Origin of the sequence: Streptomyces hilarionis, assembly GCF_024539675.1 — a bacterium.
GTDB lineage: Bacteria > Actinomycetota > Actinomycetes > Streptomycetales > Streptomycetaceae > Streptomyces > Streptomyces hilarionis.
This window is the reverse complement of the sequence record NZ_JAHHIT010000009.1, coordinates 72990-94911: the sequence shown is the minus strand read 5'-3', so window position 1 is coordinate 94911 and position 21922 is coordinate 72990. Positions and strand designations below refer to the sequence as shown.

At 74.2% G+C, this 21922-nt stretch carries 22 protein-coding genes and 1 pseudogene; 7 read left to right on the top strand and 16 right to left on the bottom strand.

What is annotated here, in order from left to right; all coding sequences use genetic code 11:
* Nucleotides 1-28: 28 nt before the first annotated feature.
* Together KMS84_RS03665 and KMS84_RS03660 are read right to left on the bottom strand one after the other, a co-directional pair.
* On the bottom strand, nucleotides 29-1447 hold the full coding sequence (locus KMS84_RS03665; RefSeq protein ID WP_256914545.1) for a DUF2252 domain-containing protein: 1419 nt from the start codon (nucleotides 1445-1447) through the stop codon (nucleotides 29-31).
* A gap of 136 nt (nucleotides 1448-1583) precedes the next feature.
* Complete coding sequence (locus tag KMS84_RS03660; RefSeq protein ID WP_256914544.1) at nucleotides 1584-2561, bottom strand: YhjD/YihY/BrkB family envelope integrity protein; 978 nt, start codon at nucleotides 2559-2561, stop codon at nucleotides 1584-1586.
* A 176-nt stretch (nucleotides 2562-2737) separates the two neighbouring features.
* Here KMS84_RS03660 and KMS84_RS03655 point away from each other — a divergent pair, with 176 nt between their 5' ends.
* Nucleotides 2738-3385 (top strand): GAP family protein, encoded by a 648-nt coding sequence (locus KMS84_RS03655; RefSeq protein WP_256914543.1) that lies wholly within the window; start codon nucleotides 2738-2740, stop codon nucleotides 3383-3385.
* Nucleotides 3386-3404: 19 nt separating this feature from the next.
* On the opposite strand, the gene KMS84_RS03650 is transcribed toward KMS84_RS03655, so the two are convergent.
* Nucleotides 3405-4778 carry a hypothetical protein gene (locus KMS84_RS03650; protein ID WP_256914542.1) on the bottom strand — a complete coding sequence of 458 codons (1374 nt, stop codon included), beginning with the start codon at nucleotides 4776-4778 and terminating at the stop codon, nucleotides 3405-3407.
* A 232-nt stretch (nucleotides 4779-5010) separates the two neighbouring features.
* Between KMS84_RS03650 and KMS84_RS03645 the strand changes: the two genes are divergently transcribed.
* On the top strand, nucleotides 5011-5433 hold the full coding sequence (locus KMS84_RS03645; protein ID WP_256914581.1) for a DUF6325 family protein: 423 nt from the start codon (nucleotides 5011-5013) through the stop codon (nucleotides 5431-5433).
* 174 nt (nucleotides 5434-5607) lie between these two features.
* Here the strand turns inward: KMS84_RS03645 and KMS84_RS03640 are convergent, their stop codons facing one another.
* Together KMS84_RS03640 and KMS84_RS03635 are read right to left on the bottom strand one after the other, a co-directional pair.
* The gene (locus KMS84_RS03640) at nucleotides 5608-5985 is read right to left on the bottom strand and encodes a hypothetical protein (RefSeq protein WP_256914541.1); all 378 of its coding nucleotides are present in this window, start codon (nucleotides 5983-5985) and stop codon (nucleotides 5608-5610) included.
* A gap of 253 nt (nucleotides 5986-6238) precedes the next feature.
* Nucleotides 6239-6664, bottom strand: a complete 426-nt coding sequence (locus tag KMS84_RS03635) for a DUF7144 family membrane protein (RefSeq protein WP_256914540.1) — start codon at nucleotides 6662-6664, stop codon at nucleotides 6239-6241.
* A 164-nt stretch (nucleotides 6665-6828) separates the two neighbouring features.
* Here KMS84_RS03635 and KMS84_RS03630 point away from each other — a divergent pair, with 164 nt between their 5' ends.
* Together KMS84_RS03630 and KMS84_RS03625 are read left to right on the top strand one after the other, a co-directional pair.
* Nucleotides 6829-7125 (top strand): SHOCT domain-containing protein, encoded by a 297-nt coding sequence (locus tag KMS84_RS03630; RefSeq protein WP_256914539.1) that lies wholly within the window; start codon nucleotides 6829-6831, stop codon nucleotides 7123-7125.
* A gap of 132 nt (nucleotides 7126-7257) precedes the next feature.
* Entirely contained in the window at nucleotides 7258-8082 is an 825-nt protein-coding gene (locus tag KMS84_RS03625; RefSeq protein ID WP_256914538.1) for an SAM-dependent methyltransferase, read from the top strand.
* Between the two features lie 34 nt (nucleotides 8083-8116).
* Here the strand turns inward: KMS84_RS03625 and KMS84_RS03620 are convergent, their stop codons facing one another.
* From KMS84_RS03620 to KMS84_RS03595, 6 genes and pseudogenes are all read right to left on the bottom strand, one after another.
* Nucleotides 8117-10531 (bottom strand): SpoIIE family protein phosphatase, encoded by a 2415-nt coding sequence (locus KMS84_RS03620; protein ID WP_256914537.1) that lies wholly within the window; start codon nucleotides 10529-10531, stop codon nucleotides 8117-8119.
* Nucleotides 10532-10635: 104 nt separating this feature from the next.
* Nucleotides 10636-12117 (bottom strand): sensor histidine kinase, encoded by a 1482-nt coding sequence (locus tag KMS84_RS03615; protein ID WP_256914536.1) that lies wholly within the window; start codon nucleotides 12115-12117, stop codon nucleotides 10636-10638.
* 11 nt (nucleotides 12118-12128) lie between these two features.
* Nucleotides 12129-12845 (bottom strand): response regulator transcription factor, encoded by a 717-nt coding sequence (locus KMS84_RS03610; protein WP_256914535.1) that lies wholly within the window; start codon nucleotides 12843-12845, stop codon nucleotides 12129-12131.
* Nucleotides 12846-12966: 121 nt separating this feature from the next.
* The gene (locus KMS84_RS03605; RefSeq protein ID WP_256914534.1) at nucleotides 12967-13575 is read right to left on the bottom strand and encodes a CE1759 family FMN reductase; all 609 of its coding nucleotides are present in this window, start codon (nucleotides 13573-13575) and stop codon (nucleotides 12967-12969) included.
* On the bottom strand, nucleotides 13572-14663 hold the full coding sequence (locus tag KMS84_RS03600; RefSeq protein WP_256914533.1) for an LLM class flavin-dependent oxidoreductase: 1092 nt from the start codon (nucleotides 14661-14663) through the stop codon (nucleotides 13572-13574). Before KMS84_RS03600 ends, KMS84_RS03605 begins: the two co-directional genes overlap by 4 nt.
* A gap of 142 nt (nucleotides 14664-14805) precedes the next feature.
* Nucleotides 14806-15688, bottom strand: a pseudogene (locus tag KMS84_RS03595) (NADP-dependent oxidoreductase).
* Nucleotides 15689-15822: 134 nt separating this feature from the next.
* Between KMS84_RS03595 and KMS84_RS03590 the strand changes: the two are divergent.
* Nucleotides 15823-16242, top strand: a complete 420-nt coding sequence (locus tag KMS84_RS03590) for a winged helix-turn-helix transcriptional regulator (RefSeq protein WP_256914532.1) — start codon at nucleotides 15823-15825, stop codon at nucleotides 16240-16242.
* A gap of 56 nt (nucleotides 16243-16298) precedes the next feature.
* On the opposite strand, the gene KMS84_RS03585 is transcribed toward KMS84_RS03590, so the two are convergent.
* Genes KMS84_RS03585 through KMS84_RS03575 form a run of 3 tightly spaced genes read right to left on the bottom strand, consistent with a single transcriptional unit; the run spans nucleotide 16299 to nucleotide 18682 of the window.
* Nucleotides 16299-17180: a TIGR03943 family putative permease subunit gene (locus KMS84_RS03585; RefSeq protein WP_256914531.1), complete on the bottom strand. Its 882-nt coding sequence runs from the start codon at nucleotides 17178-17180 to the stop codon at nucleotides 16299-16301.
* Complete coding sequence (locus KMS84_RS03580; RefSeq protein ID WP_256914530.1) at nucleotides 17177-18202, bottom strand: permease; 1026 nt, start codon at nucleotides 18200-18202, stop codon at nucleotides 17177-17179. The genes KMS84_RS03585 and KMS84_RS03580 overlap by 4 nt, the downstream gene beginning before the upstream one ends.
* A 6-nt stretch (nucleotides 18203-18208) precedes the next feature.
* Complete coding sequence (locus tag KMS84_RS03575) at nucleotides 18209-18682, bottom strand: MarR family winged helix-turn-helix transcriptional regulator (RefSeq protein ID WP_256914529.1); 474 nt, start codon at nucleotides 18680-18682, stop codon at nucleotides 18209-18211.
* Nucleotides 18683-19017: 335 nt separating this feature from the next.
* Between KMS84_RS03575 and KMS84_RS03570 the strand changes: the two genes are divergently transcribed.
* Entirely contained in the window at nucleotides 19018-19794 is a 777-nt protein-coding gene (locus KMS84_RS03570; RefSeq protein WP_256914528.1) for an SDR family NAD(P)-dependent oxidoreductase, read from the top strand.
* A gap of 23 nt (nucleotides 19795-19817) precedes the next feature.
* Here KMS84_RS03570 and KMS84_RS03565 read toward each other — a convergent pair whose 3' ends face one another.
* Together KMS84_RS03565 and KMS84_RS03560 are read right to left on the bottom strand one after the other, a co-directional pair.
* Entirely contained in the window at nucleotides 19818-20132 is a 315-nt protein-coding gene (locus tag KMS84_RS03565) for a hypothetical protein (RefSeq protein WP_256914527.1), read from the bottom strand.
* Entirely contained in the window at nucleotides 20120-20395 is a 276-nt protein-coding gene (locus KMS84_RS03560) for a hypothetical protein (protein WP_256914526.1), read from the bottom strand. The genes KMS84_RS03565 and KMS84_RS03560 overlap by 13 nt, the downstream gene beginning before the upstream one ends.
* A 204-nt stretch (nucleotides 20396-20599) precedes the next feature.
* Here KMS84_RS03560 and KMS84_RS03555 point away from each other — a divergent pair, with 204 nt between their 5' ends.
* The gene (locus tag KMS84_RS03555) at nucleotides 20600-21856 is read left to right on the top strand and encodes a GNAT family N-acetyltransferase (protein WP_256914525.1); all 1257 of its coding nucleotides are present in this window, start codon (nucleotides 20600-20602) and stop codon (nucleotides 21854-21856) included.
* Nucleotides 21857-21922 lie beyond the last annotated feature (66 nt).

Here is a 21922-nt window from a genome sequence, read left to right as displayed (position 1 = left end):
GGTCTCCCTCGGGTCGCCCGACGTCGTCTCACGCCGCCTGGGCGCGGACGCGTCCCGCCTCGACGGCGTCGAGGAGGGCCTGGTGGTCCTTCTCGTTCTGGTCCGCGTACAGCTCGGCGAAGGTCGCGAGGGCCCGGTCGAACACGTCGCCGCCGCCGAGGTAGGCGGCGATCGCGATGCGGTCGCCGGAGCGGGCGTGGGCGCGCGCCAGGGTGGCGCCGCACAGCCACGCGAACATGGACATGCGCTTCGGCGACATGTTCTCGGTCACCGCGATGCCCTTCATGTCCCTGAGCTGGCGGACGTAGAAGTCGCGGCGGCGGCCGTCGATGCCCGTGGTGCGCTCCCAGCCGAGGAAGATGTCGCTGGTCGCCTGCATCAGCCGCTGGCCGGCGACGACCCGCTCGCCCTGGGTGCGGAACCCGCAGGCGCCCGCGTAGGGGGCCAGCACGGACTCGTCGGCCTCCTTCGCCTGGAGGAACAGCGGGTCCTCGTCGTCCTTGCCGAGCAGCAGCACGATCCAGCAGCGGGTGCCGACGCTGCCCACCCCGACGACCTTGCGGGCGACGTCGGCCACGCGGTACGTCTCCAGCAGGAAGCGGCGGTCGGACTGAAGGGACTGGCTGTAGCGCTCGACGAGGCGGCTGATCTCGGTCTCCAGGGCGCCGCTCTGGGCCTTCGGCAGCAGGCTCTCGAGGCGGACCAGGAGCGGCGGGTCGTCGGCGATCCTGCGCTCTCCGCCGACGATGTGGGTGAGCTTGTCGAAGACCTGGAGCGTGTCGTTCGAGCGCGCCTTCTCGCGGGTGACGTCCCAGCGCCGGCGGGTGTCGGCGTCGAGGTGCGGGGCGAACGCCTTCTGCAGTTCGTCCGCCTCGAAGCGGGTGTACCAGACCTGGAGGTTGCCCATACCGGCGAACTCCCGCATCCGTTCGCGGTAGGACTGCACGCCGGTGCGCACCACGGAGGCCCGCTCCTTGGCGCTGAAGCCGTTGGCGCGGCCGGCGATGACCAGGCTCGCCGCGAGCCGCTTGACGTCCCACTCCCACGGGCCCGGGTGGGTCTCGTCGAAGTCGTTGATGTCGAACATCAGCCGGCGCTCCGGGGAGGCCAGCAGCCGGAAGTTCAGCAGGTGCGCGTCGCCGCAGCACTGGACCCGGATGCCGGTGCGGGGCGTCTCCGCGAGGTCCGCGGCCATGATGGCGGCGGCCCCCCGGTAGAAGCGGAAGGGCGACTGGCTCATCCGCCCGTAGCGGATCGGCACGAGTTCGGGGAGCCGCTTCGCCGACTGGGCCTCGATGACGTCCACCGGGTCGGTGCGCTTGGGCGGCGGCGAGAACTCGGCGTGCGCGGACCTCGGCACGGCGGTCCGGGCGGACTTGCCGCGTTCGGCGCGCTCCCTCGGGGTGCGGTGGCGCAGTTCGTGGCCGGTGGGCTGGTTCTCGCTCATGGCAGACGCTCCACGATGGGGTCGCCGGGGCGCGGGGAGCGGATGTCGCCGCGGACGCCGACCGGCTGCGGCCGGCGGGTTCACGCCGGCCGGCGGATTCACGAGGGGCCGGCGAAGTCACGGGCGGCCGGCAGGTTCACACGTCCCGAGGCGGCCGAGGACGGGTCGACCGCTGTCCGTCCTCCAACGTATCGCCGGTGGAGGGGCCCGGCGACTCGGGTGGGCCCAGGCGCCGCGCCACCGCGGGTTCGCGGGCGATCACCGCGCCGGCGGTGACGCAGAGGGTGACGGCCACGCACAGCGCGATCAGCCACGACAGCAGCGTGAAGACCGCGCCCAGCGAGCCGTACCTCTGGAGGCTGTGGTTGAGCGCCCTCGGCACGTACAGGTGCGCGGCCGACGTCAGCGCGGTGAGGGCGGCTCCCGTCAGGAGGGCGCCCGGCAGCAGCGGGCGCCACGGCACGCGGGCGGCCAGCAGCAGGTGCTGCGTCCACCACCACAGCGAGGTGTCGGCGACGAACAGCAGCGGCACGCCCAGCCACGGCCCGACTCCGAAGCCGTCCCGCAGGACGCCCTGCACCACGATCATGACCAGCCAGACGGGCAGCCACACGATCCAGCGCCAGGCGGCGGTCCGCGCCGCCGCCTTCGGCAGGCTCCAGGCCCGTTGGCACAGCCGTTGCATGGCGCGGCTGCACGCGGTGGCCGAGATCAGCACCATCAGCCCGCCGACGATGCCGGTGGTCTGGCGCAGATCGTGCGTGTCCCCCGTGAACACCTGCTCCAGCTGGCTCTTGGAGTTTCCGGTCAGCCCGAAGGCCTCGCTCAGGGAATCGGCGAGATGATCGCGCACGGCCTGCGGCGCGACGGCCGCCACCACGAACAGCAGCGGGACGGCGGTGAGGAACGTCTGGGCGGCCAGGCGGGTCGCGGAGTCCAGCACGTTCACCGAGACCAGGTGCGTCACGAGGTGCGTGATGACCGGGAACCGGGACTCGGCCCGGGCGCGCAGGGCGCGCAGCCACGCCCCGGCCGCCGCACCCCGTGCCCGCCATCGCCCGCGGCGCGCCCTGACGGCCGGGCGGTCCCGTCGGGGTCCTGCGCCAGGCTGCATGCTGCCAGCGTGCCCGCAACGGGCCCCCGCGGCCCGTGGCGGGAGTCCGTCCGGAGCCGAACGGGTGAAGCCCGCGCGGCGTGCGGGCGGCGCCGGCCGCGCACCGCGCGAAGTTGTGCCCCCCGGTCGCGCCGATGACGATGAGGAGATGAGCGCGCGCGGCCGCAGGGGCGGCGATGGTCCTTGACCTGGTGGTCATCGCCCTCGCGATCGCGGTCTTCCCACTGTCGGTGACCGCGTTCGTCCTGGTCCTGGCCGCGCGCCGGGGGCTGTGGAAGGGTCTCGCGTTCGTCCTCGCCTGGCTCGCCTGCTTCGTGGCCGTGGTCGCCGCGGTGGTGCTGACGACCGGCGGGAAGCCTCCCGCTCCCCGGTCCGCGCCCTCCACCGCCTCGACCGCCGTCAAGCTCGCCGTGGGCGTGGCGCTGGTCTGGTACGCGGTGCGCCGTCACCGCCGGGGGCCCAGGCCGCGGCCGGCCGGCGGGATGATGGCGCGGCTCGACCGGATCGCGCTGTGGGAGGCGGCGGCGCTGGGACCGCTGTTGCAGCCGTGGGGGCTCGTGGCCGCCGGCGCGGCGACCGTGGTGGACGCCGACCTGTCCCACGCGTCCTCGTTCGCGGCCCTGTTCGGCTACTGCCTGCTGGCCACGAGCGGTCTGCTGGCGATGGAGGTCTACGCGGCGTTCGCCCCCGACGCCTCCCGGGTCCGGCTCGGCAGGCTGCGGGAGTGGCTCCAGACCCACCAGGACCCGGCGCTCGTCGTGCTCCTCCTCGGCGTCGGGCTGTTCCTGGTGGGCCGCAGCCTCTACCAGTTGACGGCCGGCTGACGTCCGCCGGCCGTCGACGTCACGTCACGTCCGTCACGTCGCCCGGCCCTTCCGGGCGGGTCTGCGGGCCGGGGTCGAGGAACTCGCGGATGCCGAAGGCGACCAGCACGATCACGGCCGTCCACAGCACGACCGCCATGGTCGGATAGCTCCAGGTGAACAGGACCACCGCGGCCACCACCAGGATCGCCGCCCCGATCCACGTCTTGAAGCGGTGCACGAACCGGCCCACCGCGCCCAGCCGCAGCCCCGCCGAAGCGGCCACGTCCCGCCCGGCGCCGATCCCCGTGCCACAGAAGTGGCGGACGAACACCGCGCCCCGCGAGGGGCCGACGAGGAACGCGCCCAGGGCCGTGACGACGGCCAGCGCGCCGACCGCCCGGATGCTGGAGCGCAGGAACCGCACCAGCGCGTCGTAGATCGCGCCCGCGGCGTCCGAGTTCGTGCCGGGCGGCAGGTGGTCGAGGTACACCGCGCGGAACACGGCGAGGACCACGCCCAGCAGCACCATGGCGAGGAACACCCCGATCGCCGCCCCGATCAGCGCCCGCCGCCGGTGCACCGCCACGAACACGCCCGCGGCCGCGATCAGCACCGCGACGACCGGCAGCCAGTTGCCGAGGATCTGCAACACCCGCAGGTACGACTTGATCTTGCCGATGTCCTTGCTCTGCACCACGACGAAGTCCGTGTGCACGTCGGGGATCTTCGCCGCCACCGCGAGCCCGGAGTCGACGAGCCGCTGCTTGACCTCGGCGACGACGGGCGCGACGTCGATGGCGACCTGGCCGTCGCGCACCTGCACGGTGCCACCGCCCGAACCGGTCAGCGCCTTGTCGACGGCGCTGTGGGCGCGGCGGTTGGCGTTCGTCCAGACCTTCTCGAAGGCGGGCCCGGAGACCACCCGCATCACGGTGGTGCTCACCAGTTGCTTGAGCCCGCTGTCGATCGGGCCGCTCAGGTTCTTGATCAGGTCCGCGGCCTTGGGCGGCACGCCCTGCTCCGACGCGGCCCGGCTCAGCTGGTCGACCAGGGCGTCCACGTCGATCTGCCGGAGCACGACGTCGGTGACGCGGTGGGTGACGGCCCGCTGGACGTCCGGGTCGGAGGCCAGCGGCGCGACGGTCGCCACGTAGCGGTCGGTGTCGCGGACGATGCTGTTCGCCCAGACCGCGACCACCGCGAGCAGGGACAGCAGGGACGCCACCAGGATCAGCAGGATCGACCCCAGCGCGCGCAGCCAGTGCCTGTGCCGGTGCGGACGGCTCTCCAACTCGCCCAGCCTGCGGTGCAGTTCGTCGAGCTCGCGCGCCTGCTGCGCGATCCGGGTCTCCTGCGCGGAGCCGCCGTAGGGGTCCTCCGGGCGGGGCGGGGGCGCGTCGCTGCCAGTCATGCCTTCGAGGAGACCGTCCGCGGGGCGGGCGGGCGAGCCGGGCGGTCCGCACGGGTGAACGGGCACCGGGTGCGGGGGGCCCGGCCGGGTGATGCAATGACAGTCAGGGGGCGGCACCAGCACAGGCACCAGCACCAGAGGTGAAGCCGTGAGCGAGCAGAGCGACCTGACGCAGCAGACGCCGGCGACCGGGCCGGGCGAGCGGGACGAGCAGGGTGAGCCGATCGACGAGATGGGCCCCGTCGACTACGTGGTGGTGGAGTTCCCCGGCAACCGGATGACGGGCGAGGGCTTCCCGCTGCTGGTCGACCTGGTGGACCGCGGACTCATCCGGATCCTGGACCTGACGTTCGTGAGGAAGGACGCCGACGGCTCGGTGATCGCCCTGGAGATCGCCGACCTCACCGGCGACGGCCGGCTCGACCTCGCCGTCTTCGAGGGCGCGCGGTCCGGCCTGCTGGGCCAGGACGACCTGGAGGCGGCCGCGGCGGCCGTCGAGCCCGGCAACTCCGCCGCGCTGCTGGTGTACGAGAACCGGTGGGCGGCCCCCTTCGCCGCCGCCCTGCGCCGCGGAGGAGCGCAGCTGGTCGCCTCCGGGCGGCTGCCCGTCCAGGCGCTCCTCGCCGCGCTGGAGGCGACCGAGGCCGCCTCGTGAAGCGCCGCGCCGCCTCCTGAACCGCCGCACGGGACGGCCGGGCCGCCGGGTGGACGTCACCCGGCGGCCCGGCCGTTTTCCGCGGGCGGCACGCAGCGGCCCGGCGTGGGCGGCACGCAGGGGCCCGGCGGTGCCGTCGGGCGCGCCGGCGGCGGATGTCCGGGCCGCGCGGGCTCAGGCGCCGCCGCCGACCACCGAGTAGCTGCGCCACGGGGTCTGGCCGGGGGTGAACGGGACGGACATCTGGGTCCCGAGGTAGAAGCTCTCTCCGCCGGTGCGGCCGCTCTGGTCGTCGCCGGCCTTCGTCAGCACGCAGTTCGCGTCGGCGTAGAGCCGCAGGTCGTCGACGGTGTAGTTGCGCACGCTGCGGGCGCCGCCCGGCAGGCGGTGGCAGCCGTCGTCCGGCGGACTCTGGATCTTCACGACCTGTCCGGCGGGGGTCGTGTACTCGACCGTGCCGAGGGCGGAACCACCATTGCTACAACCGGCGACGGCCAGCAGGAGGAACACGGCTCCTCCCGCCCGTCGGCGGGCACGACTGCGACAGATCATGGCGACGGTTCCTCGTCTGTGGGGGAGGCCGGCCAGGAGCCGGGGCCTTCGCATCCCAGGCTGCCGGGACCGGTGGTCGTCGGCATCCGGAGCGGGCCCGGTCGACTGACCGCGCACGGCGGAGAGGAAAGGGCGTGGCGCACGGCCGGAATCGCACGCGTCAGCGTCGCGGTGATTTCCCCGCCACGCGTTCCGGCCGCACCCGTGGGGTGCGGCCGGTAAGGGGACGGCGCGATGCCCGCAGGGCAACCGGTCACATCGCGCGTTCCTTGCGCGGGCCGACACACAGGGCCCAGATCACGAACCCGTCGATGACCATCAGCGTGATGGCCCAGAACGGATACCAGGGCAGCCACACGAAATTGGCGATCAGGTTCAGTCCCGCCACGGTGATGCCGACGACGCGGGCCCACATGGCACCGCTGAACAAGGCCATGCCCGCCAGCACGACCACGATGCCGAGGGAGAGGTGCAGCCATCCCCAGCTGGTCAGACTCCACTGAAAGGTGAAATTGCGGGTGGAGACGAATACGTCGTCCTTCGCGATGGCGGATATTCCCTCGAATATCGCCAGAACGCCGCCGAACATCATCATGATCGCGGCGAAAACCGTCCAGCCGGACACGGCGCCCATTCCCCGGGCGTCGGTCCGGTGCATTCCCGTGCTCTGTGTGGCCATTTGCGGGCTCCTTCAACTGGGCCTCGACGCCGGGACGTCCGCCCGGTCGTGGACACAACTCCAGCGTGCCACCAGTCGGCGTAATCGGCAGATCGGGCGGGAATTCGCGGGCCGCCGCGCACGGTGGTCCAATGGAATGACCTATGGACGAAAGGGGCTGGGCCATGCCGGGTCTTCTTCGCGGAGTCGCGCGCACCGCGGTCGTCGCGGGCACGGCGACCGCCGTCTCCAACCGTGTGTCACGCCGCCAGCAGGGACGCTGGGCGGCCCAGGAGTCCCCGCCGGAGTCCTACGGGACGCCGCAGGGCTACGGGCAGCCGCAGGCCGCGCCGCCACAGCCGCCGCAGTCGGACGATTTCGGGGCGCGGATCGATCAGCTCAAGGAACTCGGCGAGCTGAGGAAGCAGGGAGTGCTGACCGAGGCCGAGTTCGCGGAGCAGAAGCGCCGGCTCCTGGGCTGAGCGGGATCGTCAACTGCCCGGGCACGGGCCGTGGTTGGACACCGCCGCCGGCATGTCAGGATGATGACCCGACAGTCACCCTCCCGGTTCGTCCGGCGGCAGGACATCAGGTCCAGGGCGGAGCCAGGCAGCATGACCCCTCCTCGCGTCGGCGGCGACGCCGACGGCACGTCACCGGCGATCGACACGAGCAAGCCCCACCCCGCCCGGATGTACGACTACTTCCTCGGCGGCAAGGACCACTACGAGGTCGACCAGGAAGCGGCCGAGCGGTTCATCCTCGCGGCCCCGGAGGTCCGGCTGGCCGTGCGGGCGAACCGGCGCTTCATGCACCGCGCCGTGCGGCACGTCGTCCGGGAGGGCGGGGTCCGGCAGATCCTCGACATCGGCACCGGCCTGCCGACCGAGCCCAACGTGCACCAGATAGCGCGCGCCGTCGCGCCCGGGACCCGCGTCGCCTACGTCGACAACGACCCCATCGTCAGCGCCCACTCGCGCAGCCTGCTGGACGACGACGACCACACCTCCGTCGTCCTGGCGGACCTGCGCGACCCGCGAGCCGTCCTCGACCACCCCGACGTGCGCAGGGTCATCGACTTCGACCAGCCGGTGGCCCTGCTGCTGGTGGCCGTCCTGCACTTCCTGACCGAGGAGGAGGACCCGGACGCCGTCGTCGCCACCCTGCTCGACGCGCTGCCGGCCGGCTCCCACCTCGTGCTGTCCCACGCGACGGTCGACATCCACGACGACGCCCGCGAGGACGCGGTGAACGTCTACCGGAACGCCACCGCCACCATGAACCCCCGCGGCCGCGCCCGCGTCCTGCGCTTCTTCGGCGACCTCGCCCTGGTCGAGCCGGGACTGGTCCTCGTCCCCGACTGGCGTCCCGACGAGCCCCCGCAGGCCGACGCCCCGCCGATCGGCATCTACGGCGGCGTGGCCCGCAAGAACGGCTGACGGACGGCGGCCGCGCGGGCCGTCCGGCCCGGGCTCAGAGCCACGAGCCGTCGGGCGGGCCGTCGAGGGTCTGCTCCGCCCAGATCGTCTTGCCCCTGGCGCCGGGACGGGTGCCCCAGCGCCGGCTCAGCTGGGCGACCAGCAGCAGGCCGCGGCCGCCCTCGTCGTAGGTGCGGGCCCGGCGCATGTGGGGCGCCGTGCCGCCGCCGTCGGACACCTCGCAGATGAGCGCGCGGTCGTGGATGAGCCGCAGCTGGACGGGCGGCCGGCCGTGCCGGATGGCGTTGGTGACCAGTTCGCTGACGATCAGTTCGGTGACGAACGCGGCGTCGGTCAGCCCCCAGGCCTCCAGCCGGTCGACCGCGCGCTTGCGGGCCTCGGCCACCGCGGCCGGGTCCGAGGGCACGTCCCAGGTGGCGATGCGGGAGGGGTCGAGCCCCCGGGTGCGGGCGACCAGGAGCGCCACGTCGTCGGACGGCAGCTGCGGGAGCAGGTCGGCGAGGATCTCGTCGCACACCGCGTCCAGCGAGGCGGCGGGCGCGGCCAGGGCCCGGCACAGCCGCGAGGCGCCGTCGTCGACGTCGCTGTCGCGCGAGCGCGAGTCGATCAGGCCGTCGGTGTAGAGGGCGAGCAGGCTGCCCTCGGGCAGGTCGATCTCCAGCGACTCGAAGGGCAGCCCGCCCAGGCCGAGCGGCGGCCCGGCCGGCAGGGCCAGCAGTTCCGCCTCGCCGTCCGGCGTCACCAGCGCCGGCAGCGGATGCCCCGCCCTGGCCAGGGTGCAGCGCCGCACGAGCGGGTCGTACACGGCGTACAGGCACGTCGCCCCGACGTCCCCGGCACTTCCCGCGTCGCCCAGCGCGTCGGTCCCGGTGGCCAGCAGGCCCACCAGGTCGTCGAGGTGGGTGAGCAGTTCGTCGGGCGGCAGGTCGATGTCGGCGAGGGTGCGCACGGCCGTGCGCAGCCGCCCCATGGTGGCCGAGGCGTGGATGCCGTGCCCCACGACGTCGCCGACGACCAGCGCGACCCTCGCCCCGGACAGCGGGATGACGTCGAACCAGTCGCCGCCCACCCCGGCCCGCACGTCGGCCGGCAGATAGCGGGACGCGACCTCCACCGCGGACTGTTCGGGCAGCCGCTGCGGCAGCAGGCTGCGCTGGAGGGCGACCGACGTCGCGCGTTCGCGGGTGTAGCGCCGGGCGTTGTCGATGCAGACCGCCGCCCTGGCCGCCAGTTCCTCGGCGAGGACGAGGTCGTCCGCCTGGAAGGGGTCCGGCCGCCGGTGGCGGGCGAACACGACGACGCCGAGCGTGGTGCCGCGCGCCGACAGCGGCACGGCCATCAGCGAGTGGAAGCCGTAGTCGCGGATGCGGGCGACGCGCAGCGGGTCCCCGGCGACCCACGCGGGCACCGCGCCCCCGTCGATCCGCCGCCGCACGGAACGCCCCGAGCGCAGGCTCTCCACCGGCGGGGAGCCCTCCGGGTACTCGTCCACGTCGCCGAGGGCGAGGACGGCCTCGGGGGCGCCCGGCAGCACCGACTGGTGGGCGACGCGCCGCAGCAGCAGCGGGCCGCCGGCCACCGGCTCCTCCCGCCCCTGCTCGAACGAGGTCAGCAGGTCCACGCTGAGGAAGTCGGCGAGGCCGGGCACCGCCACGTCCGCCAGTTCCTGCGCCGTCCGCGTCACGTCGAGCGTGCTGCCGATCCGGGTGCTGGCCTCCGCGATCAGCTGGAGGCGCTCGCGGGCCCGGTGCTGCTCCGTCATGTCGTGCCCCGCGGCGGCCACCCCCAGCACCCGGCCGTCCGGGTCCTCCACCCGGTAGAGGTGGACCGACCAGGCGTGTTCGCGGGGCTCGCCGGGGGCCCGGGCGTAGTTCTCGACGTACTGCGGCTCGCCGGTCTCCAGGGCCTGCCGCATCCGCCGCTCGACCTCCCGCGACAGGGGCGTGGGCAGGACGTCCGTCATGCGCAGCCCGCGCAGTTCCTCCTCGCTCAGGCCCAGCGCGGCCTGCGCGGTCCGGTTCGAGCGGCGCAGACGCAGGTCGGTGTCGTACACGGAGGTCGCGCAGGAGGGCGACCGCAGGAAGCCCCAGCGCATCAGCGCGTCGTCCTCGGGCCGGGGCGCGGCCGCCGGGGCGCCGACGACCAGCCAGTCGCGGACCCCGTCGTCCCCCGTGCGGCGGTGTGCGAGGACCCTGGCCCGCAGGCGGCGGCCGTCCCGGTGGCGCAGGGCGAGCGTGCCCTGCCATCGGGGCAGCCCGGCCGACGGCCGAAGGTCCGCCGCGGCCGACTCCCCGGCGAGCAGGGTCGCCGCCGGCCGGCCGAGGATCTCGTGCGGGGCGTATCCCAGCAGTCGTGCGGCGCCCTCGTCCCAGCCGGTCACGACACCCTGGTCGTCGACGGTGACGCGTGCGGTGAGCGGCTCACCGCCGGCGTCGGATGCCTCACTCACCTGCTCATCTCACTCTCCGCGCGAAAGCACGCATTTCGGTATTATTCCCACCCCGCCGCGTGCTCAAGCCCGCCGCTTCCCCGTCCGGCGGGCGAGCGCCGGCGTCAGGGGCGGAGCCGGCCGCGGTGCTCGTGGGGGCGGTCGTCGTCCCGGGAGCGGTCCGGGAGACCGCCGCCCGCGGTGAAGCCGATCACGGTGCCGCCGCCCGCGCGGCGGAAGGCGAACGGCGCTCCCCCGTGGGCGAGGGCCACCTCGCGGACGATCGACAGGCCGAGACCGGATCCCGGCAGGGAGCGGGCGTCCGCGGCCCGGTAGAAGCGGTCGAAGACGCGGGTCAGGTCGGCCTCGGCGATACCGGGCCCCCGGTCGCAGACCTCGACGCGCACGACCCCCGGCCGGGCGGGCCCGGTGACGACGATCTCGACGGGCGCGCGGCCGTCCCGGTCGAACTTGGTCGCGTTCTCCACCAGGTTGGACACGGCCCGCTGCAACATCGCCGGCCGCCCGTGGACGGTGGTGTCGCCGCCCGCCCGGATCAGCACCTGCCGCCCGGTGCGGCGCCGGGCCAGGCCCGCGACCTCCTCCGCGACGTCGGCGAGGTCCAGCCGGCGCGGCGGCTCGGCGTCCGACTGGCCGGCCGCGAGATCGACGAGCTCGTTGACCAGGTCGGTCAGCTCGCGGGCCTCCTGGGTGAGGTCCGCGACCAGTTCGTCGCGCGTGTCCGGGGGCAGCTCGTCGATCCGGCGCAGCAGGGAGATGTTCGTGCGCAGCGAGGTCAGCGGGGTGCGCAGCTCGTGGCCCGCGTCCTGGACGAGCCGCCGCTGGTCCTCCTCGGACTGCGCGAGCCGGCCCAGCATGCGGTCGAAGGCACGGCCGAGGCGGCCCACCTCGTCGTGTCCGGTGACGGGCACCTGGACGCCGAGGCGGCGGGTGCGGGCCACGTCCTCGGCGGCGGTGGTGAGGATGACCAGCCGGTGGGTGATGCGCCGGGCCAGCCACCAGCCGAACAGCCCGGCGGCCGTCACGACGGCGATCATCAGGATCAGGGTGCGCTGCTGGAGTGCCCGCAGCAGGTCCTCGGTGTCGCTGAACTCCTGCGCCACCTGCACCGCGCCCCGGCCGCCGCCCAGGGAGACCGTCGCGATGCGGTAGACGTCGCTGCCGACGTTCACGTCCTTGTGGACGGCCATCCCGCCCGCCGCGGGGGCGGCCGCGACCGCGCGGTCGGCGGCCACGACCGGCAGCCCGGGGCTGCCGCCGTCCACGACCGAGCCGTCCGCTCCGAGGACCTGCACGTCCGTGCGGGCCGGCCGCACGATGTCGTGGCCGGGCTCCGCCGAGGAGAAGTCCTCCGGCGCCATCCGGTGGTCGCGCACCTCGTCCCGCAGGTCCTGCACGACCTCGTCGAACACCGACTCCTGGTCGACCCGCACCAGCCGGGCGGCCGCCGAGTACGACAGGACGCCGACGAGCACGGTGACCGCGGCGGTCACGGCCGCGAAGGACACCGCGAACGTGGTGCGCAGCGACACCAGCTTCGGCCGCGGCCGGGACAGCGCCCGGCGCAGCCGGCGCGGACCGCTCACGCCCGCGCCCCTCAGTCCTCCCGCAGCACGTAACCCACCCCGCGCACGGTGTGGATCAGCTGCGGGGCTCCCGGCTGGTCGAGCTTGCGGCGCAGGTAGCCGACGTAGACGGCGAGGTTCTTGGAACCGGGACCGAAGTCGTAGCCCCAGATGCGGTCGTAGATCGTGGAGTGGTCCAGCACGATCCCGGCGTTGCGCACGAGCAGTTCGAGCAGCTCGAACTCGGTCCGGGTCAGCTCCAGCTCCCGCGTGCCGCGCCACACCCGCCGCGCCTGCGGGTCCATCCGCAGGCCGGCCGCCTCGACATGGCGCTCGGGCGACTGCCTGGGGGGCTCGGGCGGGAGCGGCGGCGCGGTCTCGGAGCCGGTGCGGCGCAGCAGCGCCCGCAGCCGGGCGAAGACCTCCTCGACGTCGAACGGCTTGACGACGTAGTCGTCGGCGCCCGCGTCCAGTCCCGCGATCCGGTCGGCGGTCTCCACCAGCGCGGTCAGCATCAGGATGGGCGTCCGATCGCCCTCGGCGCGCAGCACCCGGCAGACCTGGAGGCCGTCGATCCCGGGCATCATGACGTCGAGGACGAGCACGTCCGGCGGGTTCTTGTGGGCCTGCGCCAGCGCCTCGACCCCGTCGGCGACCGCGGTGACCCGGTAGCCCTCCAGGGCCAGGGCGCGTTCCAGGGCGTGGCGGATGGCGCGGTCGTCTTCGGCGAGCAGAACGGTGGGAGGCACCCGTCCAGTCTGCCCTGGCCACCGGCGGCCGGGGCGGCGGGGACCTTCTGCGATCACCCTTCTTACTCGGCTCTCACCGAGGCGCCGGGCGGGTCGTCCGCGCCCGCCCGGCGCTCCTTGCTCACCGTCCGGCCAGCGCCGCGAGCTGTTCGGCGAACGGCACGACCGTGAACCCGCCCGGGGCGGGCTCCGCGGGAGCGGGCGGCACCGCGGGTGCGGAGCGGCCGGCCGTCAGCGAGACCAGCTCCCCCGCCGCCCGCTCGATCCGCTCGGGCAGTCCCTGCGCGCCCCAGTCCTCCGAGGCCGCGTAGACGGCGGTCGGGACGACCACGGCCCGCAGGTAGGAGAAGAGCGGCCGCAGCGCGTGCTCCAGCACGAGCGAGTGGCGGGCGCTGCCGCCGGTCGCGGCGATCAGCACCGGCTTGCCCGCCAGCGCCTCCTGGTCCAGGACGTCGAAGAACGACTTGAACAGGCCGCTGTAGGAGGCGGAGAACACCGGCGTGACCACGATCAGGGCGTCGGCGGCCGTCACCGCCTCCAGGGCGGCGGCGAGCGCGCGCCCGGGGAAGCCGTTGGTGAAGTGGTGGGCGATCTCCACCGCGAGGTCGCGCAGCTCCACGACCTCGACGTCGGCGGAGGCCTGCCGCTGCACCGCCTGCGCCAGCCGGTCGGCCAGCAGCCGGGTGGACGACGGGACGCTCAGCCCCGCGGAGACGACGACGAGCCTCATGCCACGACCTCCTTGGCTTCCTTGTGCGCGAGCAGCGAGCGGTGGGTGGGCGCGTCCGGCACGTCGGCCGGCCGTCCGACGGCGAACTCCTTGCGCAGCACCGGCACGACCTCCTCGCCGAGCAGGTCGAGCTGCTCCAGGACCGTCTTGAGCGGCAGCCCCGCGTGGTCGAGCAGGAACAGCTGGCGCTGGTAGTCGCCCGCGTACTCGCGGAACTTCAGCGTCTTCTCGACGACCTGCTCCGGCGTGCCGACGGTCAGCGGGGTCTGGTCGGTGAAGTCCTCCAGGGACGGCCCGTGACCGTAGACCGGCGCGTTGTCGAAGTAGGGCCGGAACTCACGGACGGCGTCCTGCGAGTTCCTGCGCATGAACACCTGGCCGCCGAGGCCCACGATGGCCTGCTCGGGCGTGCCGTGCCCGTAGTGCGCGTACCGGGCCCGGTACAGCTCGACCATCCGCCGGGTGTGGTCGGCCGGCCAGAAGATGTTGTTGTGGAAGAACCCGTCGCCGTAGAACGCGGCCTGCTCGGCGATCTCGGGCGAGCGGATGGAGCCGTGCCAGACGAACGGCGGCACGTCGTCCAGCGGGCGGGGCGTGGAGGTGAAGCCCTGGAGGGGGGTGCGGAACGTGCCCTCCCAGTCGACGACGTCCTCGCGCCACAGCCTGCGCAGCAGGGCGTAGTTCTCGATGGCGAGGTTGATGCCCTCGCGGATGTCCTTGCCGAACCAGGGGTAGACCGGGCCCGTGTTGCCGCGCCCCATCATGAGGTCCACGCGTCCGTCGGCCAGGTGCTGGAGCATCGCGAAGTCCTCCGCGATCTTCACCGGGTCGTTGGTGGTGATGAGGGTGGTGGAGGTGGAGAGGATCAGCTTGCGGGTCCGCGCGGCGATGTAGCCGAGCATCGTCGTCGGGGACGAGGGCACGAACGGCGGGTTGTGGTGCTCGCCGGTCGCGAAGACGTCGAGGCCGACCTCCTCGGCCTTCTGCGCGATGGCGACCATGGCCTTGATCCGCTCGGCCTCGGTCGGCGTACGGCCCGTGGTCGGGTCCGGCGTGACATCGCCCACCGTGAAGATCCCGAACTGCATGGTCGCTCACCCTCCAAAGTTGTTGACCGTTAAACTACACGGTCCAACAGCGCCCCTGCCACCCCTATTCCGCCCGGTCCCGCCCCCGGCCCGGCTCGGCTCGGGCCCGCACCCCGGCCCCGGCCTCGCGCCCGCTCCCCCGTCACGGCACCAGCACCAGCCGCCCCCGCCAGGCCGCCCTCCGCCAGCCGGGCGTGCGCCGTCGACGCGTCGGCCAGGGAGAACGTGTCGGCCACCCGGAGGGTCAGCTCCCCCGCGTCGACCGCCCGCACCAGCTCCGCCAGCCGTGCCCCGTCGGCGCCCACCTCGACCGCGTCGGTCCGCACGCCCCGCTCGGACGCCGGCCAGGCCTGCGGGATCACCCCCGTGTACACCCCGCCGTCCCGCACCAGGGCCAGCGCCCGCGGGCCCAGCACCGCCGCGTCCAGCACCCCGTCGAACGTCTCCGCGCCACCGGCGAACCGCGTGCCGCCCAGCGACCGGACGAACTCCTCGTCCTCCTCACGGACCAGCGCGGCCACTTTCAGCCCCCGTCGCGCGGCGAGCTCGACGGCGAAGCCGCCGACCGCCCCCGCACCCCCCGTGACCAGCAGCGACTGCCCCGGCGACAGCGCCAGCAGATCCAGCGCCCCGACGGCCGTCAGCGCGTTGAGCGGCAGCGTCGCCGCGTGCACCGCGTCCACCGAGGCCGGCGCGAGCGCCACCGCGTCCGTGTCCACCACCACGTACTCCGCGTGCGTGCCGAGCGGCTTGACCATCCCGTAGTCGAGGGCCACGACCTCGTCCCCCACGCTCCACGCGGAGGCGACGCCCACCGCGTCCACCGTCCCGGCGACGTCCCAGCCGAGCCCGATCGTCTTGCCCGCGCCCCCGAACACCCCGGAGCGGACCCCCGCGTCGACGGGGTTCAGGGCCGCCGCGGCCACCCGGATCCGGACCTGGCGCGCGCCGGGCTCGGGCAGTTCGGCGTCCACGACCTCCACGACCTCGGGCCCGCCGAAGGTCCGCACCACTACTGCACGCATGACAACTCCCTTGCAGGGTCTGCTCCTCGAGGGGACTTCCCGCCCCCTCTCCGTTGCCACAACCCTAGGAAGAGCTACTATCCACGGGGAAGTAGTTACCCGAAGGTGCCTACGTCACCGGCAGGAGAGTCGCCATGGCCACCATGACCGCCGCCCAGCGGCGCGAGCAGGCCCGCACCGAGTACGACGCCTTCATCCGCGGCTGCCCCACCAACCAGCTCCTGGACCGCCTCAGTGACAAGTGGGTGAGCCTGGTCGTCTCCGCCCTCGCCCCCGCGCCCCAGCGCTACAGCGACCTGGCCCGCAGGATCGCCGGCGTCAGCCCCAAGATGCTCACCCAGACCCTGCGCACGCTGGAGCGCGACGGCATCCTGACCCGCACGGTCACCCCGTCCGTCCCCGTCCGCGTCGACTACGAGCTCACCCCGCTCGGGGACAACCTCGCCCTGCTGCTGACGGCGGTGAAGGACTGGGCGGAGACCCACTTCGACGAGGTCCACGCGGCCCGCGAACGCTACGACGCGGACAACGCCGACGCCCGGGAGGCCTCCTAGCCGGGGCCTCGCCCACGAGCCGCCGGCCGCCGCCCCGCTCGTCGGCCGGCCGGCCGCTAGCCGACGAGCGGGACGGCGTCCATGTACGCGTTGGAGGGCTTCTCCACCCTCGTCACGCCCCGCGCGTCGAGGGCCACCCCCGCCGACGACGTCCCCAGCGTGCCGCCCGGATGCCAGGTCCCGTCCACGGTCACCCAGGTGTCGGCCTTAGGCGCCGCCGTCCCGTACACCCGCACCTTCAGCGTGGTCGAGTCCGCCGCACAGCAGCTGATGACGATCCGGGTGAGATACCAGCCGCCCCCCTCGGCGGACGTCACGAACCCGGTCATCCGGACCGTGCGCCCGCTGATCGCCCGCGAACGGTCCTGCTGCACCCGCTGGGTGAACTCGGTGAGCGTGATCGGCAGCGGCGAGGCCGCCGGCAGCGGATCGAAGTCGTCCTCCTGCACCGCCACGACCTTGGCGGGCTCCCGCGAGGCGGTGTACGAGCCGAGCGCGGGCGGCGCGTAGAACAGCAGGCTCAGCACGGGCAGGAACAGCAGCCAGGCGACCCGCGGCACCCGGGAGTGGTCGTGCCCGTGGCCGGCGGCGGCCGGGCCGTGGTCGTCACCGTGGCCGCGGCCTCGGGCGCCGGGAACGGCGGGGCCGCACCCCTCGCCCGGACCGCGATCGTCGCCCTCGCCGTGTCCGCCGTCGCCGGGACCGTGGCCGTCGTCGTCCCCGCCGCGGCCGGAACCGTGGCCGTCGTCGTGGCCGGCGGGCCGGCGGCCGGGCCAGGCCTCCGCCGCCGCCAGACCGATCAGCAGCACCCCGGACACGACCAGCAGCGGCCGCATCCCCTCCTTCACGAACCGCAGGTACTCGTCCGTGAAGAGCGAGGTGCGCAGCAGCCCCAGCCCCGCGAGCAGCAACAGCCCCACCTGCACGAACCGCTTCACAGCAGCACCCCTCCGACCACCGCGCTGCACACCACCGCGACCACGGCGGTGGCCGCCGAGAACCGCACCGCGAAGGCCCGCCCGAACGTCCCCGCCTGCAAGGCGATCAGCTTCAGGTCGACCATCGGGCCCACCACCATGAACGCCAGCCGCGCCACCGGCGAGAACCCGCTGAGCGACGCCGCCACGAACGCGTCCGCCTCGCTGCACACCGCCAGCACGATCGCCAGGGCCGCCAGGAACAGCACCGACAGCCACGGCGAACCCGAGAACGTGTCCAGCACCGACCGCGGCACCGCCACGTTGAAGGTCGCCGCCGCCATCGCCCCCACCACCAGAAAGCCCCCCGCGTGCAGGAAGTCGTGCTGGAAACCGCGCCGGAACTCCGTCCAGCGGCTGTGCCCCGGCCGGTGCCCGGAGTGCCGCACCGCCGGCCGCAGCCACTCCTCCCGGCCCAGCCACAGCCACAGCCAGCCCATCGCCGCCGCCGTCACCAGCGAGGCCACGAGCCGGGCCAGCACCATCCGCGGACTGCCCGGGAACGCCACCGCCGTCGCCGTCAGCACCACCGGGTTCACGGCGGGCGCGGACAGCAGGAACGCGAAGGCCGCGGCCGGGGTCACCCCCCGCCCGATCAGACTGCTCGCCACCGGCACCGACGCACACTCGCACCCCGGCAGCACCACCCCCGCCACGCCCGCCACCGGCACCGCCAGCGCCGCCCGCTTCGGCAGCAGCCGGCCGAAGACGCTCGCCGGCACGAACGCGTTGATCGCCCCCGACAGCGCCGTGCCCAGCAACAGGAACGGCAGCGCCTGCACGGTCACCGCCAGACACACCGTCCGCCACGCCTGGACCGCGGGCTCCTCCAGCGTCCGCCCGACGAGCACCAGCACCGCGCCCGGCACCAGCGCCGCGCCCAGCAGCATCAGCGGCCAGTGCCGCGGCAGCCCCCGCCCCGCACCCGTCTCGCCCGCCCCTTCGGCCGCCACCTCGGACGGCCGTGCCTGCGTCTCCTGCATCCGCCCCTAGACCCGGCCTTCCCGCAACCGCACGACCTGCTCCGCCCCGAACTCCACCGTCCGCCGCATGTGCCGGACGATCACGGCGAGTTCGGCGTCCGCGAGATCCTCGAAGAGCGGCATCCAGTCGCCGCCCAGCCGCTCCCACATCCGCGTGAACTCGTCGGTCCGCTCCGGCACCGTCGCCACGAGCACCCGCCGCCGGTCCGCCTCGTCGCGCTCCCGCGCCACATAGCCCGCCTTCTCCAGCCGGTCCACCAGCCGGGTCGCCGACCCGGTGGTCAGCCCCGTCAGTTCGGCGACCCGCCCCGTCGTCACCGGCCCGCGCTCCAGGACCAGCAGGTTCAGACACTGCAGATCCGTGGGATGCAGCCCGAGACGGTCGGCGAGCGCCTGGTTGAACAGCGCGTAGGCGGCCATGTACCGGCGGGAGACCACGAACAGCTCGTCCAGCAGCCGCGACCGCGCGTTCCCGGACATCTCACCCCTTAGTGGCGCCTGCGTCGACACCGTCCGCGCATCGTACGACGCACCGGTGAGACGGCGGTCGGAAGAAGCAGGCGTCCCCGGGTCCGGCACCGCCGGCGGCGCCTGCCGCCGGTCGCCGGACCGCGCGCGGTCCGACGCCCCGCCGCCCCGCGCCGTCTCCACGTCCGTCGTCACCCCGGACGGCCGGCCCCGCAGCCGCCCTCCACCGGGTGACCACCCCGTCTGCCGACGCCCACGCCCCGCCCACAGGGCGAGACCGGCGGCCGGTCCGGCGTGCCGCCCGCCTATCCTGGCGGCACCGACCCGCCCCGTCCGAGGAGCAGCACATGGCCACCGCCGCACCGTCCGCCGCCTCCCGCATCGCCGTCGTCACCGGTGCGAGCAGCGGGATCGGCGCCGCCACCGCCCGCCAGCTCGCCGCGGCCGGCTACCGGGTCGTCCTCACGGCCCGCCGCAAGGACCGCGTCGAGGCCCTCGCCGAGGAGATCACCCGGGCGGGCGGCTCGGCGGCCGCCTACCAGCTGGACGTGACCGACCGTGCCGCCGTCGACGAGTTCGCGACGGCCTTCAAGACGATCGGCGTGCTGGTCAACAACGCGGGCGGCGCGCTCGGCGCCGACCCGGTGGCCACCGGCGACCCCGCCGACTGGCGCACCATGTACGAGACGAACGTCCTCGGCACCCTCAACGTCACCCAGGCCCTCCTGCCCAAGCTCGACGCGAGCGGCGACGGCGTCGTGGTCGTCATCTCCTCCACCGCGGGGCACGGCACGTACGAGGGCGGCGCCGGCTACGTCGCCGCCAAGCACGGCGCGCACGTGCTCGCCGAGACGCTCCGGCTGGAGATCGTCGGCCGCCCGGTCCGGGTCGTCGAGATCGCCCCGGGCATGGTCAGGACCGAGGAGTTCGCCCTCACCCGCTTCGGCGGCGACGAGGAACGGGCGGCCAAGGTCTACGAAGGCGTCGCCGAACCCCTCACCGCCTCCGACGTGGCCGAGACCGTCGTCTGGGCCGTCACCCGCCCCAGCCACGTCAACGTCGACCTCCTCGTCCTGCGCCCCCGCGCCCAGGCGTCGAACACCAAGGTCCACCGGGAGCGGTGAGGGACGCCCGGCCGCGGCCGGCCCTACGGCGCCTTGCAGCCCGGATCGTCGACGACGACCGCGTGCGCCGGGATGATCACGACCTCGGAGTCGCCGCCGTCGTCCTCCACGTGGACGTCCCGGGTCGTCGCGTAGCCCCGCTTCCCGGGCCCGACGCACTTCGTGGCCAGGTTCCCGAACCCGTCGGGGAAGTTGAACACCTCGGCCGGGGCGTCGTCCCCCTTGCGCCCCGCCACCGGGGCGTCGGCCTTGCCCCGCTCGTCGTAGTACTGCTGCGAACAGCCGCCGAGCAGCACCGCGAGGGCGAGCGCGGCGCCGACGGCCGTCAGCCGCCGCACGACTTGTCCTCGACGATCTGCACATTGGACGGACCCGTCGCGTTCGTCGTCACATACGCCCGGAACCCGTGCCCGACGCACTTCGTGGCGAGGTTCCCGAACCCGTCGGGCATGTTGAACACCTCGGCGGGAGTGTCGTCCCCCGCCTTGCCCTGCACGGGAGCGTCCCCCTTGCCCCGCTCGTCGTTGTACTCGTCGGAACAGCCGGCCAGCGCACCGACGGCCAGCAGCACCAGCCCCGCGCTCCAGACAGCCGCACGCACTCCTGCACGCCCACGATCCATCGCAGAACCCCCGTCACTTCCGTGTCCCCGTCCGCCGGTGTCCCGGTGTCCCGGTGCCCCGGCGCCGGTCCTCGCACCGCCGTTCGAGCGGGCGCGACCGCTCAGCTGAAGACAGCACGACGGCCCGCCCGGTTCCCGCCGCCGGCCGCCGCCCCTGCCCGCTCCTCCCCTAAGGTCCTGCCCGTGGACAGACACATACCGTTCGAGACCCTGCACAACTTCCGCGACCTGGGCGGATACGCGACCGGAACCGGTCACCGGGTCCGCCCGGGGCTGCTGTTCCGCTCGGACTCCCTCGGCAGACTGCGGCCGGACACCCCCGACTGGGACCGCTTCCTCGCCCTCGACATCGGCACGGTCGTGGACCTGCGCCACCCCTGGGAGGCGGAGTCCGCGGGCCGTGTCCCGGAGCACGACTCCTTCGCCTACCACCGCCTGAGCATCGAGCACCGCCCCTACGACCAGGCCGCCGCGACACCCGACGTGGAGCCCGGCCCCTATCTCTGCGCCCGCTACCTGGAGGTGGCCGAGGACGGCGTCGAGGAGATCGCGGCCGCGCTGCGCCTGGTGGCCGAGGCGCGGGGCGGCCTGGTCTTCCACTGCGCCTCCGGCAAGGACCGCACCGGCCAGCTCGCCGCCCTGATCCTCGCCCTCCTCGGCGTCCCGGACGAGACGATCATCGAGGACTTCACCCTGACCGAACTGGCGAGCCGCGCCCTGCTGGACGACTGGCGGGCCCGCAACGACGGCCGCACCCCGCTCTGGCCCGCCTTCGGCCGCGCCCCCGAAGCGGCGATGCGCCTGTTCCTGCGCGAGCTGCGCGCCCGCCACGGCTCGGTCGAGGCGTACGTGACGCACGCCCTGGGCCTCGACGCGCAGGCCCTGTCCGCCGCCCTGCGCGACCGGCTCCTGGAACCCCTCCCCAGCGCCTGGCCCGAGCCCGTGTACCGCAGGGCCTCTCCCGAGGACGCCCCGCTCCTGGTCCGGCTGCGCGACACCGCCGCCCTGTGGCAGCTGGCCCGGGGCATCGAGCAGTGGCGGCCCGGCGAGAAGGACGAGGCCCACTTCGTGCACCGGATGCGCGAGGGAGAGGTCTGGCTGGCGTACACCGGCACGGCGCCCGCCGGCGCCTTCGAACTCTGGTGGGACGACCCCGCCGCCTGGGGCCCCCGCCCGCCGGACGCCGGCTACATCCACCGCCTGATGACGACCCCGCACACCGCCCCGCCCGGCACGGGCCGCAGGATGCTGGCACAGGCCGAGTCCCGCATCGCCGCGACCGGCCGCCCCTACGCCCGCCTGGACTGCCTGACCGCCAACCCCCGGCTGCGCGCCTACTACGAGTCGGCGGGCTACGAGGTCGTCGGCGAACAACAGGCCAAACAGGGCGGCCCGGGCAGCCCCTATGCGGTCACCCTGCTGGAGAAACGTCTCGGCTGAGCGGTGGGCGCCCCGGCCCCGGGCGCTCCGGGGCCCGGGCGCTCCGGGGCCCGGGCGCTCCGGGGC